This is a genomic window from Streptomyces sp. NPDC048142 (assembly GCF_043202835.1).
GTDB lineage: Bacteria > Actinomycetota > Actinomycetes > Streptomycetales > Streptomycetaceae > Streptomyces.
Map to the genome: position 1 here is coordinate 17404 of NZ_JBIDBC010000020.1, position 16154 is coordinate 33557.

At 70.2% G+C, this 16154-nt stretch carries 11 protein-coding genes; 8 read left to right on the forward strand and 3 right to left on the reverse strand.

Translation table 11 applies throughout. The annotated features are described in order from the left end of the window. Positions 1-451 precede the first annotated feature (451 nt). From ACGF2Y_RS23505 to ACGF2Y_RS23525, 5 genes are all read left to right on the forward strand, one after another. Complete coding sequence (locus ACGF2Y_RS23505; protein ID WP_392950734.1) at positions 452-6349, forward strand: SDR family NAD(P)-dependent oxidoreductase; 5898 nt, start codon at positions 452-454, stop codon at positions 6347-6349. Further along, on the forward strand, positions 6346-6567 hold the full coding sequence (locus tag ACGF2Y_RS23510) for a hypothetical protein (protein ID WP_392950736.1): 222 nt from the start codon (positions 6346-6348) through the stop codon (positions 6565-6567). Before ACGF2Y_RS23505 ends, ACGF2Y_RS23510 begins: the two co-directional genes overlap by 4 nt. A 320-nt stretch (positions 6568-6887) precedes the next feature. Next, positions 6888-7433, forward strand: a complete 546-nt coding sequence (locus ACGF2Y_RS23515; protein WP_392950739.1) for a flavin reductase family protein — start codon at positions 6888-6890, stop codon at positions 7431-7433. Beyond that, positions 7430-8785: a cytochrome P450 gene (locus ACGF2Y_RS23520; protein ID WP_392950742.1), complete on the forward strand. Its 1356-nt coding sequence runs from the start codon at positions 7430-7432 to the stop codon at positions 8783-8785. The genes ACGF2Y_RS23515 and ACGF2Y_RS23520 overlap by 4 nt, the downstream gene beginning before the upstream one ends. Before the next feature lie 672 nt (positions 8786-9457). After that, positions 9458-10315 (forward strand): alkylhydroperoxidase, encoded by an 858-nt coding sequence (locus ACGF2Y_RS23525; RefSeq protein WP_392950744.1) that lies wholly within the window; start codon positions 9458-9460, stop codon positions 10313-10315. 476 nt (positions 10316-10791) lie between these two features. Here the strand turns inward: ACGF2Y_RS23525 and ACGF2Y_RS23530 are convergent, their stop codons facing one another. The 3 genes from ACGF2Y_RS23530 to ACGF2Y_RS23540 form a co-directional block, all read right to left on the reverse strand. After that, on the reverse strand, positions 10792-11667 hold the full coding sequence (locus ACGF2Y_RS23530) for a sigma-70 family RNA polymerase sigma factor (RefSeq protein ID WP_392950747.1): 876 nt from the start codon (positions 11665-11667) through the stop codon (positions 10792-10794). After that, entirely contained in the window at positions 11664-12101 is a 438-nt protein-coding gene (locus ACGF2Y_RS23535; protein ID WP_392950749.1) for a VOC family protein, read from the reverse strand. Before ACGF2Y_RS23535 ends, ACGF2Y_RS23530 begins: the two co-directional genes overlap by 4 nt. A 240-nt stretch (positions 12102-12341) precedes the next feature. After that, positions 12342-12926, reverse strand: a complete 585-nt coding sequence (locus tag ACGF2Y_RS23540; protein ID WP_392951010.1) for a DUF998 domain-containing protein — start codon at positions 12924-12926, stop codon at positions 12342-12344. A 568-nt stretch (positions 12927-13494) separates the two neighbouring features. Between ACGF2Y_RS23540 and ACGF2Y_RS23545 the strand changes: the two genes are divergently transcribed. The 3 genes from ACGF2Y_RS23545 to ACGF2Y_RS23555 are packed head-to-tail and all read left to right on the forward strand — an operon-like array spanning position 13495 to position 16043. After that, the gene (locus ACGF2Y_RS23545) at positions 13495-13779 is read left to right on the forward strand and encodes a polyprenyl synthetase (protein ID WP_392950752.1); all 285 of its coding nucleotides are present in this window, start codon (positions 13495-13497) and stop codon (positions 13777-13779) included. Next, the gene (locus tag ACGF2Y_RS23550) at positions 13776-14831 is read left to right on the forward strand and encodes a polyprenyl synthetase family protein (protein WP_392950755.1); all 1056 of its coding nucleotides are present in this window, start codon (positions 13776-13778) and stop codon (positions 14829-14831) included. Before ACGF2Y_RS23545 ends, ACGF2Y_RS23550 begins: the two co-directional genes overlap by 4 nt. A gap of 48 nt (positions 14832-14879) precedes the next feature. Then, complete coding sequence (locus tag ACGF2Y_RS23555) at positions 14880-16043, forward strand: oxygenase MpaB family protein (protein ID WP_392950757.1); 1164 nt, start codon at positions 14880-14882, stop codon at positions 16041-16043. Positions 16044-16154 lie beyond the last annotated feature (111 nt).

Sequence of the window (16154 nt, forward strand, 5' to 3'; positions counted from 1 at the left end):
ACCGGCAGGCACAACAGACCCCGGCACAACAAGCCGTGGAGCAGCAGGCCCCGGCGCAGCAGGCCGTGGCGGGTGCCGGGGCACAGCGGGCCGTGGCGGGTGCCGGGGCACAGCGGGCCGTGGCGGGTGCCGGGGAGCAGCAGGCCCCGGCGCAGCAGGCCGTGGCGGGTGCCGGGGCACAGCGGGCCGTGGCGGGTGCCGGGGCACAGCGGGCCGTGGCGGGTGCCGGGGAGCAGCAGGCCCCGGCGCAGCGGGCCGTGGCGGGTGCCGGGGAGCAGGGCGGCGCTGTACGGGGGCCGGGGGCCTTTACGGGCCCGGGTCCCGCTCCCGTGACCGCGGCCGCGGTCACGGCGGTCGGCACCGGTGACCCGTGCCGGGACGGCACCTGCTTCCACGGCAGGTGCGCGTCCCTCAGGGCGGCGGCGCGGGAGAAGAAGGCGGCGGTGGCGGGATGAGCCGGATCGCGATCGTCGGGATGTCGTGCAGTTACCCCGACGCCACCACTCCGCGCGAACTGTGGGAGAACGCGGTCGCCGGGCGGCGTGCCTTTCGCCGGCTGCCCGACGTGCGGATGCGTCTGGAGGACTACTACGACCCGGACCCCACGGTCCCCGACACGTTCTACAGCCGTAACGCCGCCGTCCTTGAGGGGTGGGAGTTCGACCGTATCGCCCACCGCATCGCGGGCAGCACCTACCGTTCCACCGACCTCACGCACTGGCTCGCCCTGGACACCGCCACCCGGGCGCTGGCCGATGCGGGTTTCCCGGCCGGGGAAGGGCTGCCCACAGAGCGCACCGGTGTGATCGTCGGCAACACCCTCACCGGTGAGTTCGCCCGCGCCAACATGATGCGGCTGCGCTGGCCCTACGTACGCCGGGTGCTCGCCGACGCCCTCAAGGGGCAGGACTGGGGCGATGAGCGCCTGGGCGAATTCCTCGAAGGGGTGGAGGACTCCTACAAGAAGCCGTTCCCCGCCGTCGACGAGGACACTCTGGCGGGAGGCCTGTCCAACACCATCGCCGGCCGGATCTGCAACCACTTCGACCTCAACGGCGGCGGATACACCGTCGACGGCGCGTGCTCGTCCTCGCTCCTGTCGGTCACCACCGCGGCCACCTCGCTGCTGCACGGCGACCTCGACGTCGCTGTCGCCGGGGGCGTCGACCTGTCCATCGACCCGTTCGAGATCATCGGGTTCGCCAAGACCGGGGCGCTCGCCAAGAACGAGATGCGGCTCTACGACCGCGGCTCCAACGGGTTCTGGCCCGGCGAGGGCTGCGGCATGGTCGTCCTGATGCGCGAACAGGACGCCCTGGCCGCCGGACACCGTATCTACGCGTCGGTCGCCGGCTGGGGCGTGTCCTCCGACGGGCAGGGCGGCATCACCCGCCCCGAGGTCGGCGGCTATCAGCTCGCCCTGGCCCGCGCCTACGAACGGGCCGGCTTCGGCATCGACACTGTCCCGCTCTTCGAGGGCCACGGCACCGGCACCGCCGTCGGCGACGCGACCGAGCTCAGAGCGATCATGGGCGCCCGCGCCCAGGCCGGCCCCAGCGCCCCCAGCGCCGTCATCAGCTCCGTCAAGGGCATGATCGGACACACCAAGGCCGCCGCCGGGATCGCCGGACTGATCAAGGCCACGATGGCCCTGGACGCCGCGATGCTGCCACCGGCCATCGGCTGCGTCGACCCGCACGAGCTGCTCACCGACGAGTCGGCCAACCTGCGGGTCCTGCGCAGGGCGGAGGCCTGGCCCGAAGGCGCACCGCTGCGCGCCGGGATCACCGCCATGGGATTCGGCGGGATCAACACCCATGTCGTACTCGACAGGCCGGCCCCCGCGAAACGCCGGCCCGCCGGCCGCCGCGCCACCACCCTGGCCAACTCGCTCCAGGACGCCGAACTGCTGCTCCTGGACGCCGAATCACCCCAGGCCCTCAAGGAACGCCTCACCCGGGTCGCCGATTTCGCCGGCACACTCTCCTACGCCCAGCTCGCCGACCTGGCCGCCACCCTCCAGCGCGAACTGCGCGAACTGCCCCACCGGGCGGCCGCCGTGGTCACCTCCCCGCAGGACGCCGAACTGCGGCTGCGCCGGCTGGCCGGCACACCGGACACCGGCGAGGGCATCACCCTCTCCCCCGACGGCCGTGCCGTCCTGGGCCGGGCGGCCGACAGCCCCCGCATCGGGTTCCTCTTCCCCGGCCAGGGCTCGGGCACCACCACCGGCGGCGGCGCGCTCGCCCGCCGCTTCACCGAGGCCGCCGACGTGTACGGGCAGGCCGAACTGCCGGCCGCCGGCGACACGGTCGCCACCGACGTGGCCCAGCCCCGCATCGTCACCGCCTCCACCGCCGCACTGCGCGTCCTGGACGCACTGGGCATCGAGGCCCACATCGCCGTCGGCCACAGCCTCGGCGAACTCAGCGCCCTGCACTGGGCGGGCGCCCTGGACTCCGCCACCCTGCTGGAGGCCGCCCGGGCCCGCGGAGCGGCCATGGCCGAGCACAGCGCCTCGGGCACCATGCTCTCGCTGGCCACCGGCCCCGAGCAGGCCGGGGACCTCATCAAGGAGCTGCCCGTCGTCATCTCCGGCTACAACGGCCCCCACCAGAGCGTCGTCGCCGGAACGGCGGACGCCATCGCCGCTGTCACCCGGCGGGCCGCACAGGCGGGTGTCACCTGCACCAGCCTCGCCGTCTCGCACGCCTTCCACTCCCCCCTGGTCGCTGGGGCCGCCGACGCCTTCGGCCACTGGCTCACCACCGCGGACACCGGCGAGGTGAACCGCCGGGTCGTATCCACCGTCACCGGCGGCGAACTGGAGAGCAACACCGACCTGCCCGAGCTGCTGCGCCGGCAGATCACCGCCCCGGTCCTGTTCACCCAGGCGCTCCGCTCGGCCGCCCCCCACGCCGACCTGTTCGTCGAGGTCGGCCCCGGCCGGGTCCTCACCGCCATGGCCGCAGCCACCGCCGGCGTCCCGGCACTCGCCCTCAACACCGACGACGAGTCCCTGCGCGGACTGCTCCAGGTCGCCGGCACCGCCTACGTACTGGGCGCCCCCCTCATCCACGAACGGCTCTTCAACGACCGGCTGACCCGGCCGCTGGAGATCGGCGCCGAGTTCAGCTTCCTGGCCAACCCCTGCGAGCAGGCACCCGACATCACCCCGCCCGCCCCCCGCAACACCCCCAGCACCCCCAGCACCTCCGGCGCCCCCGGCACCTCCGGCACCTCCGGCGCCGAGGACGCCGGCAGCAGCACCGCACCGGGCGGCGGCCCGGCGCAGCAGTCCGCGCTCGGCGTGCTGCGCACCCTGGTCTCGGAGCGGGCGGAACTGCCCCCCGAACTCGTCGACGAGAACAGCAGCCTCCTGGACGACCTGCACATGAGCTCCATCACCGTCGGCCAGATCGTCAACCAGGCAGCCCTCCAGCTCGGCCTCACCGCCGCCCACATACCGACCAACTTCGCCACCGCGACGATGACCGAACTGGCCGAGGCACTCACCACCCTCGCCGACACGGCACAGGGCACCACCGGTGCCGCCGCACCCGTCGTCGCCGGCGCCGCCCCATGGGCCCGCCCCTTCGCCGTCGACCTCGACGACATCCCGCTGCCCGCCCCCGTACCGGGCGCGGGCAACGGCTCCTGGGAACTGTTCACCACCCCCGGCCACCCCTTCGCCCAGGACGTGCGAAACGCCCTTCAGAACGCCGCGGTCGGCTCCGGAGTCCTGGTCTGCCTGCCGCCCGCCTGCACCCGCGAACAGATCGAGCACGCACTGAACGGCGCCAGGGCCGCCCTCACCGGCGACCGGGAACGCCGCTTCGTCCTGGTGCAGCACGGCCGGGGCGCGGCCGGACTGGCCAAGACCCTCCACCTGGAGGCACCGCACCTGCGGACCACCATCGTCCACACCCCCGCGGCCGACGGCGCCGCACAGCAGGTGGCCGCGGAAGTCGCCGCCACCACCCGCTTCAGCGAGGTCCACCTCACCGGGAACAACACCCGCCGCGTCCCGGTGCTCCGCGCCCTGCCGGTCCGCGCCGCACGCACCGACCAGATCCTGCAGGACTCCGACGTCCTGCTCGTCACCGGCGGCGGCAAAGGCATCACCGCCGAGTGCGCCCTGGCCATCGCCCGGCAGACCGGCGTCAAACTGGCCGTCATCGGCCGCTCCGACCCCGCCCTGGACGAAGACCTCGCCACGAACCTGCGGCGCATGCAGGACAGCGGAGCGACAGTACGCTACGCCGCCGCCGACGTCACCGACCCCGTACGCACCGCCGCGGCCATCACCCGGCTCACCGCCGAACTCGGCCCCGTCACCGCCGTCCTGCACGGAGCGGGCCGCAACGAGCCCGCCTCCCTCACCGGCCTCGGCATCGACGACTTCCACACCACGTTCGCCCCCAAGGTCGACGGGCTGCGCACCGTCCTGGACACCGTCGGCGAGAAGAACCTGAAACTCCTCGTCTCCTTCGGCAGCATCATCGGCCGGTCAGGACTGCGCGGCGAAGCCCACTACGCCACCGCCAACGAATGGCTCGCCGACCTCACCGAGAACGTCGCCCGCGACAACCCCAACTGCCGCGCCCGGTGCATGGAATGGTCGGTGTGGTCCGGAATCGGCATGGGCGAGAAACTCTCCGTCGTGGAGTCCCTCTCCCGCGAGGGCATCACCCCGGTCTCACCCGACCAGGGCGTCGAGATCCTGCTGCGGCTCATCTCGGACCCGGACGCCCCCGTCGTCACAGTGATCAGCGGACGCACCGAAGGAATCACCACCGTACGCCGTGACCTCCCGCCACTGCCGCTCCTGCGGTTCACCGGATCCCCCCTGGTGCGCTACCACGGCGTCGAACTCGTCACCGAGGCCGAACTGAACAGCGGCACCGATCTCTACCTTCCCGACCACCTCCTGGACGGCAACATGCTGATGCCCGCCGTGATCGGCATCGAAGCCATGGTCCAGGTGGCATCCGCGGTCACCGGACGCAACGACATCCCCGTCATCGAAGGAGCACAGTTCCTGCGGCCCATCGTGGTACCGCCCGCGGGAACCACCCGCATCCGCATCGCGGCCACCGTCACCGACACCGACACCGTCGACGTCGCCATCCACACACAGGACACCGGCTTCGCCGCCGAACACTTCCGGGCCCGGCTCCTCTACCACCCCACCACCATCCCCCAGGGACCCCCCGACCAGACCCGCCCCGACGTCCCCCAGGCTCCGCTGGACCCGGCCGCCGACCTGTACGGCAACATCCTCTTCCAGGGCGGCCGCTTCCACCGGCTGCGCCGCTTCCACCGGGCATCCGCCCGGCACGTCGACGCCGACGTGACAGTCACCGGACCGGCCGGCTGGTTCGCCGGGTTCCTGCCCGAAACCCTGCTGCTCGCCGACCCGGGAATGCGCGACGCCCTGATGCACGGCAACCAGGTCTGCGTCCCCGACGCGACCCTGCTGCCGTCCGGCATCGAACGGCTCCACCCCATGGCCGCCGGCGACAGCCTGCCGCCGGAAGTACGCTACTGCGCCACCGAACGCCACCACGACGGCGACACCTACGTCTACGACATCGCGGTACGCACCCCCGACGGCACAGTCGTCGAACGGTGGGAAGGACTCACCCTCCACGCCGTCCGCAAAACCGGCGGAACCGGACCATGGACCGCCCCGCTCCTGGGCCCCTACCTGGAACGGGCCCTGGAAGAAATCCTCGGCACCCGCCTCGGCATCGCCGTCGAACCCGGCCTCCCCGGCACCGGGGAAACCAGGAACGAACGGCGCGCGGCCACCGCACGCGCCGTCCAGCGGGCACTGGGCGAGAACACCGAAATCCGCTACCGGCCCGACGGACGCCCCGAACTCACCGACAGCCGCCGCATCTCCGCCGCCCACATCCCCGGAGTGACCCTCGCAGCAACCACCACCGCCGCCGCACAGACCGTGGCCTGCGACATCGAAACAGTCCACACCCGCGACACCACCCAATGGGCCGGACTCCTCGGCGAACACACCGAACTCGCCGCCCTCATCGCCAAAGAAACCGGCGAGAACATCGACACCGCGGCAACACGCGTATGGGGCGCCACCGAATGCCTCAGAAAAACCGGGCTCATGACCGCAACACCCCTCACCCTGACACCCCCCCGCCAAGACAACTGGGTCATCCTCACCGTCGGCACCCTGCACATCGCCACCTTCGTCACAACACTGCGCGACACCCCGAAACCAGCAGTACTCACCTTCCTCACCGAAAACACCCCCACCCCCCGGACCGGGACCCCACAACGACCAGCCCCCACCACCCGGACCGGGACCCCACAATGACCAGCCCCCACCCGGACCGGGACCCGGCCACCACCGGCCCGCACCGGCGCCGGGACCCCGCCGTGACCGGCCCCCACCGGCACCGGGACCCCGCCGTGACCGGCCCCCACCGGCACCGGGACCCCGCCGTGACCGGCCCGCACCGGCCCGGTCCCGCCACGCTCCCGGCCACCACCGAAAGCGAACACACCCCCACCGGCACCGGGACCCGGCCATGACCGGCCCCCGCCGGCACCGGGACCCGGCCGTGACCGGCCCGCACCGGCCCGGTCCCGCTCCGCTCCCGGCCACCACCGGAAGCAGAAAAAACAGCCCCGCCGGCACCGGGGCCCGGCCATGACCGGCCGCCACCGAAAGCGAACACACCCCCGCCCACACCCCCACCGGCACCGGGACCCGGCCACGACCGCCCCGCACCGGTGCCGGGGCCCGGCGTGACCGGCCCGCACCGGCCCGGCCCCGACCCCGTACCGACCCCCGACGCGCCGGCACCGGCGCCCCGCACGGCCGGACCCCGGCCGCCGACAGGGAGGCAGACATGAGCACCACCACCGACCCGCCCATGGAACCCGTCGACCTGGAGGACCGGAAACAACTGCGGGGCGCCTACGGCACCTTCCCCACCGGAGTCACCGTCATCACCGTCGGCGGGAACTCCCCACGCGGCATGACCGCCAACTCCTTCACCTCCGTCTCCCTCTCCCCGCCCCTGATCCTCATCTGCGTCGGCAAGGACGCACTGATGCACACCAGCCTCGACCGCTCCCCGACCTTCTCCGTATCGGTACTCCACGCCGGCCAGGAAGCCGTCGCACGCCACTTCGCCGACCACTCACGCCCCGTGGGAACCGGCCAGTTCGACACCGTCGCCTGGCAGCCCGGACCGAAATCCGGCGCACCCCTGATCACCGGCGCGATCACCCACCTCGAATGCGAGAAGAAAAACCTCTACGAAGGCGGCGACCACACCATCTTCCTCGGCGAAGTACTCCACGCCGCACGCCGCCCCCTCCACGAAGCCCTGCTGTTCTCCGGCGGCCGCTTCCACCGCCTCACCCCCCAACACGAAGGCCACCCCGCATGAACACCCACCCGCCCAGCCCCCCGGCCCGCGCCCTGCCCGGACTGCTCAGAAAATTCGCAGTGGACCGCCTCGGCATGATGAGCGACGCAGCCGCCCTCGGCGACGCCGTACGGATCTCCATCGGCCCCAGGAAGCTCTACATCTTCAACCACCCCGACCACGCCAAACACATCCTCGCCGACAACAGCACGAACTACCACAAAGGCATCGGCCTCATACAGTCCCGCCGGGTCCTGGGCGACGGCCTCCTCACCAGCGACGGCGAAACATGGCGCACCCAGCGCCGCACCCTGCAGCCCGCCTTCAAACCCGGACGCATCAACCGCCAGACCCACGCCGTCGCCCAGGAAGCAACCCGGCTCGTCACCCGCCTGCGCGCCCACGCCGGCCACGGCCCCGTCGACATCCTCCAGGAAATCACCGCACTCACCCTCGGCGTACTCGGCCGCACCCTCCTCGACTCCGACCTCACCCCCCACCACACCCTCGCCCCCGCCTTCGAAAAGGTCCAGGACCAGGCCATGCTCGAAATGGTCTCCCAGGGCACACTCCCCCCCTGGCTCCCCCTCCCCCCACAAAACCGCTTCCGCAAAGCCCGCCGCGAACTCCACCGAATAGCAGACCAACTCATCACCGACCGCACCACACGCATCACCCACGGCGAACCCGCCGACGACGCACTCTCCCTCATCATCGAAGCAGCCCGCCTGTCCACCACCCACCCCCGCCACACCCGCAGACAACTCCGCGAACAACTCATCACCCTCCTCCTCGCCGGACACGAAACAACAGCCAGCACCCTCGGCTGGACACTCCACCTCCTGGAACGCCACCCCGAAACCCACGCCGCCATCCGCGAAGAAACCAGAAACGTCCTCGGCGACCGCACCCCCAACGCCGACGACCTCCACCGGCTGCCCCAGACAACCATGGCCGTCCAGGAAGCCATGCGCCTCTACCCACCCGTATGGCTCCTCCCCCGAAAAACCCAACAACCCGACCAAATCGGCCCATACACCATACCCGCCAAAGCAGACATCCTCATCAGCCCCTACACCATCCACCGCCACCCCCACCACTGGAAAAACCCCCACCACTACAACCCCCAACGCTTCACCCCACAAAAAACAACCACCCGCCACCGATACGCCTACATCCCCTTCGGCGCCGGACCACACTTCTGCATCGGCAACAACCTCGCCATGATCGAAACCATCATCACCACCGCACTCATCACCCGCGACCTCAACCTCCACACCACCCCCCACCACCAACCCACCCCCACCCCCAACCCCCAACTCTCCCTACACATCCACACACTCCCCATGACCATCACCACACCCAAACAATGAACAAACCAAAACACCCACCACACCACAAACAAAAACCCCCGACACGCAAACCAAAACCCCTCCACATCCGACCCCACCCACCACGAGTCCAACCACACCAAACGAACCGCACAAAGCATGCACAACGTGCGCAGCAGACAGAACCTGCGGCCCGTACGGATCAGACGGACCGTACGGGCCGTGCGGCGGAGCGGGGGCCCGCCCCCGTAAGGAGACGGCCCACGAGCGACAGCGGCCACGTCACCCCGGCGCCAGGCACAGAAGCACCCCCCACGGAACCGCCGGCCAGCCCCGCGGCGTTTCCGCCCGCCGCATACAACGCCTCCACCGCCCGCAAGACAGCCACCGCACTGATCCGTCTACTGACAGAACACCTGGGACTGCCCCCGCCCCCACCACGCCGAGGAACCGCACCCGGACCAAACAGCCCCCGGGAAAGGAATCCCGTATGAAACAGGAACAGGAAAGAGAGGAATGGCGATGAGGCCGCTTGTACGAGCCGTACTGCGGGGCTCCCTGCGGCAGGTGCGGTACGTGAAAGTGACGGCTCCACGCCACGCCCGGGGCCTGGTGAAACAGGTGTACCACCACACGGAACGGGACTTCGGAGTACTCGCACCCCCCGTAGCCCTCCACTCACCGGCCCCCGCGTCACTGGCAGCAACCTGGCTGATGCTGCGCGAAACCCTCCTCGCCGACGGACTCGCGAGCCGCACAGTGAAGGAAACGATCGCCACCGAAGTCTCCCGCGCCAATCAATGCCTCTACTGCGTCGGAGTCCACCAGGCCCTCCTGGAAACCCTGCCACCGGACAGAACACTCTCCCCCATCATTGAGTGGGCCAGAACAGCCGGACGGCACAACCCCGAAAACCCCACCCCGAGCACCACCCCACCCCCCTTCCCAGAAACACAAGCACCAGAACTCTGCGGCGTCGTCGTGACATTCCACTACATCAACCGCATGGCGACCCTCTTCCTCGCCGACTCCCCCATGCCCGCCCGCACACCAACGGCCCTCCACAGACCAATCATGCACACCACTGCCCACGCCATGCGTCCCACCACACCAGGCCCCCTCACACCAGGCGAATCACTCGACCTATTACCCCCGGCACCCCTGCCCCACGGACTCGAATGGGCCCTCAGCAACCCCCCTGTAGCCCAAGCCCTCGCACGCGCCCACGCCGCCGTGAACCAAGGAGCACACTGGATACCCCGAACAGCACGCAAACAACTACACACCCACCTCAACCAATGGAACGGATCCCACCCAGGGCCAAGCCGCGCATGGCTCAACAAAGCCCTGACAAAACTCCCACCCGAAGAAATACCAACCACCCAGCTCGCACTCCTCACCGCCCTCGCACCCCACCAAACCCTCCCCGACGACATAACAGCCTTCAAAAACCAACACCCCACCGACCGCGAACTCATCGAACTCACCTCCTACGCCGCCCTCACCACCGCCATACACATCGGCAGCCACATCCATCCACCCCACAGGGCCGACACAAAGCCAACCCCATGAGCCACCCCGAATTCCGCAGAGCCCGATCTTGATCGGTTCAAGCGGAATGCGATACGTAATCGCGCCGGCGGTACGGGAACGGCTTCGAGGGCCATAAAACCGCACCCGCACGTGCCATAAGCCACAAGGAACCACCGCGCCAGTAGCCGCTGCCGGTCGGTCGCGGCACATCCGGCGGCGGCGTGAGTGGTGTCGAGCCGTGGGGGGGCGGGAAGCGTTTCGTGAGGTGCTCCAGCTGTATGCAGGGTGCCCGTAAAGGACGAAGGATGGAGGGGGCTTGGACGCGGAGGGGGGTGCCTTCCAGTGGGCGGAATCCTCAGCAGGGTGATCCGTCCACGGCTACGCCGGACCGCACCTCATCTTCGACCTCGTAACAGCCTTCGCCCGTTCGCCAGGGCCGGCCGCTTCACTTGCAGCCGCCGTGCCCTGCACATGCACGGGCTGAACATGCACGGGCCGACTCTGACGACACCGGCTCAGGCCGGGGCGGGCAGAGGGATTGACGCGAGTTTGACCGGGTCGACGACGATGTGGATGCCGGTGATCCGGCCTTCGAGGACCGTGAAGGCGATGACGGAGAGGGGGGTTCCGTCAGAGCGCCAGGACATGTGGCCGGGGGTGCCGTTGAGTAGCACAGGCCGGTAACTGGCAGCCTCGCCGGAGAACATGCGGGCGCCGGCGGCGACTTTGGTGGCGCCGAGGGTCACGACAACCCCGTCGGAGGTGTCGACAGTCAGCTTCACATTCGGGTCGAGGACACGCAGGAGCGCCTCGAAGTCGCCGTCGGCAGCTGCGGCTTGGAATGCCTGGACGACCAGTTGGTGCTCCCGGCCGGGGCCCGCCGGCCGGCCCCTGGCCTGGACCTTGCGGCGGGCGCGGCTGGCGACCATCTTGGAGGCGTTGGCGGATTTGCCCAGAATCTGGCCGATTTCCCGGAACGGGACCGCGAACATGTCGTGCAGGACGAACGCCAGGCGTTCGCTCGGGGTGAGCGAGTCGAGCACGACGATCAGAGCGAGGCCGACCGATTCAGCCAGCAGCACCTGCTCATCGGGCTCGGGTCGGTCGGCGGGTGTCGCCACGAGGTCCGCAGGCTCCTGCCCGCAGGCGGTTTCGGGGTGCGCCCGGCGGGCCCTCAGGAGGTCGAAGCTGATGCGGCCGACCACGGTGGTCAACCAACCGGCCAGGTTGTCGATGGTAGCCGCGTCCTGGCGGGCGAGGCGCATCCAGGCTTCCTGGACCGCGTCCTCGGCATCGGCGTACGAGCCCAGCACGCGGTACGCGACGGCGCGCAGCCGATCGCGCTGGGCTTCGAACGCCTCGGCACCAGAGCCGGGCAGGCCGGCGGTCACGGCTTGCGCTGCTGACGGATCGAGATCCGGTTGCCGTCCGGGTCCACCGCCTCGACGCGGACCCCGAACGGATAGTCCACGGGTTCGGTCTCTTCGAAGGTGACCCCGCGTCGGCGCATGATCTCGAAGTCCTTTCGCAGGTCCTCGGATTCGAGGATCAGCGGACCGGGCCCGCCCGCGCCGCCCGGCTGTCCCGCGGCCGCCGCGTTCGACCACAGGATGATCTGCACCGGGCTGCCGGGAGCGCCGACGGTGAGGAAGCGTCCGTCGGGCCCAGGGACGTCGATCCGCTTCTCCAGGCCGAGTCCCTCGGTGGAGAACTCCAGCGCGCGGCCCTGAACAGTGACGTAGATCGTCACGTACATGATGTCGGTCAGCATCTTCTTCTCGATCCACTCGTGGGTGCGGCGACCGTCCGATTTCGGTCGTCGCACCTATGACGAGTGCCGACGCGAGAAGGTAACAGGGCCGCTCCGGCGAGCTATCGGTTCATGCTGCTCGGCCGACGAAGGAGCGGCTGAACTGCTGTCCTGCCTGCACCACACGTCGGACATTGGTCAGCCGTGTCTGTTCGTACCGTGCAAGGGCCGCCGGCTGGTGCTCAGCACGGCATCCGCGGCGGTGCCGGCATCGTGTGGAGTCACCCGAACCGATGGCAGACAGGCCGTGCTCCGTCAGGCCGTGCTTCCCCGGCAGGAAACAACAACCAGGAACGGCCACAGCGCCTGGGAAAACGTCACCACACGCTCGGCGACACCGGGCACCCCCGCATTCTGCAACTCCGCCAGGAACCACAGCGCACTCGCACACATCAACGCACTCGCGGCGAGCGACACATCAAGCCTCAGCCACCACGGCGCCGGACTCCCACCCCGCACCGCGGCCAGGGGAGGCCACACCGCCAGGAGCACCAGGCCCAGGGCGGCCACAGCCCCGTGCTCCAGCGCCCCGCCACTGCTCGGCGCGGGCACCAACGTCAGAGCCAGTGCACACAGCCCCCCGCCCGCCAGAGCCACCCGCCCAGGCAGCGCCGCCGACCGGAGCGCGTACGCCGTCACCACGTAGCACGTCCCCAACACCAACAACATCCCCGTCATCAGCCAGTAACTGGCAGCTCCATAGGCGGCCAGCACGCTCAGGGTCTGCCTCGCAGGGTCATATTCCGGCCCCTGGCGCAGCTGCGCAATCATCCAGGAACCGACCAGAAACACAGGAGCACAGCCAGAAGAAACCAAAGCCCACCAAGGAGCAGATCGCATCAACACAGCATAAACGCGCACATCTTTCCTGCTACTGATCACCGCCATCCTTCAGCAGGCCGTGCCGCCAAACCGCGGCCGCGGCCTTGAGCAGCACTCAGACGCTCAGGCGCTCAGGCCGCCATCACGCCGCGCCGGCTGCCGGGCATGCTGCGGACCCTCCCCGCAGCACTTCAGCTGCACGGAGGACCGAGCCCCCGGAGGCACCGTGGGCCCGGAGTTCTCAGGAGCCCCGGCGGAGTCTCCGTGGCGGTGGGTCGGCCACCCGTGGGCCGGGAGCCGTCGGCGGTAGCGTACGGACGCCCGTGCGCGAGGAGGCAGAAGGTGAACGGAACCGCCCTGATCGATGTGAGCCATCGGCTCGGAGCGGAAACCGTACGGGCCCAAGGACCGGCCTTCCGGCAGCGGCAGCGGCAGCGGCAGCGGCAGCGGCAGCGGCAGCGAATCGTACGGGCGAGCGAGTCGATCACTCGATCGTGACTTCCGCCTCTCCGGCGACCGATGCGTCGCGATGCTGAGGGAATGGCGCGTGACCTGCGCCGTCGGCAGTTCCGGGGTGGGGAGTCGCATGAAGCCGGACAGGAAGCACGAGGCAGGACATCGCGGGGATCCCGACGAGCGGGTGATCCTGCTCATGGCGGGGGCGGCCGACCTGGCGGTGAGCGCGGTGAGTTCGGCCCTGGGGGCGGTGCGAGGGCTGCTGCGCCGCTCGGACGCCGCCGAACTGGCCGCCGAGGCCGAGCAGGACCTGATGGCGCGCGGGCGCCTGGTGCTGGACCGGTACACGGCCGCACCCCCGGCCCATCTGGAGCTCCTCGCCCGGCACGCCGTTGCCCGGCGGGCCGGGCGATGACGTCTGGCCGGTGGGACGCGGCCGTGTTCAAGGCCCGGGTAGACGAGGTGCTGAACGCGTTCGTCGCCCGGGAGGCCGATCTGTTCGCGGCGATCGACCCGGCCCTGGCCCCGGTGGCCACGCAGGTGGAGGCGGTCGTGGCGGACGGCAAACGGTTGCGGGCGGCGTTCTGCTACTGGGGCTGGCGGGCAGCGGGGCAGCCGGACAGCGCCGCGCTGGTGCGGGCGGCCGCCTCCCTGGAGCTGATCCACGCCGCCGCGGTCGTGCACGACGACCTCATCGACGACAGTGCGCTGCGGCACGGCCGCCCCACCGCGCACATCGCGCTGCGCGGTGCCGTACGCCGTCGCCCGCGTTCGGTCGCCGCCGCCAGATCGCTCGCGATGCTGGTGGGGGATCTGCTGATGGGGATGGCCGGACAGCTGTTCGCCACCAGCGGTCTGCCCGCCGCCTATCTGGGCCGGGCCCGCCCGTTGTGGTCGCTTCTGGGCCGGGAGCTGATCGCGGGCGAGTGCCTGGAGATCCTGCGGACAGGAGCGGAACCGGACACCGGGGCCTCGCTGAAGGTGATCCAGTACAAGACCGCCAAGTACACGGTCGAACAGCCCCTGTTGATCGGGGGCGCCCTGGCCGGGGCCGACGAACGACTGCACGAGGGCTACTCAGCCTACGGGCTGCCGCTGGGCGAGGCATTCCAGCTGAGGGACGACCTCCTCGGACTGTTCGGAGACCCCGGACGCACCGGCAAGGCCAACGCCGACGACGTACGCGGCCACCGGCCCACGGCCCTGCTGGCGGAGACCTGGCGTGTCGCAGGTGACGAGGACCGGGACCGGCTCCGGGGTCTCCTGGGCCGCCGCGACCTCGACGAGGACGGGCTGCACGCGGTACGGGAGGTGATGCGGCGGCTGAAGACGCCCGGCGTAGTCGAGGACATGATCACAGCGCGGGTGGAGGAAGCCCTCGGTGCCCTCCACGAGTTGAACGTACCCCCGCGTGCGGCCGACGCCCTGACCGCGCTGGCGAACTCGGCGACCGTCCGGCTGTCCTGAACCCCCGCCCGCCCCGCCCCGCCCCGCCCCGAGACAAGGAACTCCGGCATGAGCTGCACCGAGGCTTCGATGAACGCCCTGCGGCAGGGCGGCGACGAACTGGCCGACGCCACCGTCGCCACGCTCTTCGAACGCGGGGAGGTGGGCAAGTTCAACACCCTGATGCGCTACGTCTCCACCGCGGGCGCTCCCCTCCCGGACGGGCTGCCCGATGTCGCCCTGGAGTATCTTCAGGCCACAAGTGCCCCGCCGGCCTGGGTCGATTGGGGGGAGATGGAGAGGGCCCGGCTGTTCTTCATCGACAACAATGTGCATATTTCCACTGCTCTGTCGTTCGCCTCCATGCCGGCCTGCTACCTGGTCCCGCACGTGGCGAGGCTCCTGTCGGCCACCCACGGGCTGAAGTACCCGTCCAAACGGATGGCGGAGACCGGCCAGTTCACCGTCTATCTGATGCGTCCCGACGCCTTCGAGGCCGGGGGCCGCTTCATTCCCGCCGCCCAGAAGGTCCGCCTTCTGCACGCGTCCATCCGCCATCACCTGCTGCGCGAGAACCGCTGGGACAGCGAAGCGCTCGGAACGCCGATCTGTCAGGAGGACATGATCGGCGGCCAGATGTTCTTCTCGATGCTCGTGCTCGACAGTCTGCACCGCCTCGGCATTCATATGTCGGAGGAAGGCGCGGAGGCCTACTACTACGCCTGGCGCGTGGTCGGCGCGATGCTGGGCGTCAGTCAGGAAGCCGTTCCCCGTTCCCTGGACGAGGCCCGGCGGTTCCTCGACCTGTACATGATCCGGCACATGGGGCCATCCGAGGAGGGCGCGCAGCTGACCCGGCAGCTCATCGACCTCTACGAGGAGGTCGTGCCCGGGACCTTGTTCGACCCGATCGTCTCCGCCCTCATCCGCCATCTGACCGGCGACACCTGCGCCGACTGGCTCCAGGTGCCCCGTACCTCGTGGGACACCGTCGTCAAGGCCGTCCCGCACCTTCTCGGCGTCCTGGAGACCATCGAGGACCGGTCCCCGCTGGGCGCCTGGGCCCTGGACCGTCTCGGTCATCTCACCACCGTCCTCGAACTGTCCTCCCTCACCCGTGGCCGTGTGATGCACTACGCCATCCCCGAACAGCTCAAGGAGGAGTACGGCGTCTCCCCTGCGGCGTCCCGCTCCCACCGCTGGAATCCGCCCGCCGCCACCGTCCCCGGCTGACGTGCTGACGTGCTGACGTAGGGTCACGGCTCGGCGAGCGGACTCCGCATGCCCACGGTGACTTTTCGCCTCCGCCGCCCGGGGGCTCCACGCCACCGCACGGGCCGGCGT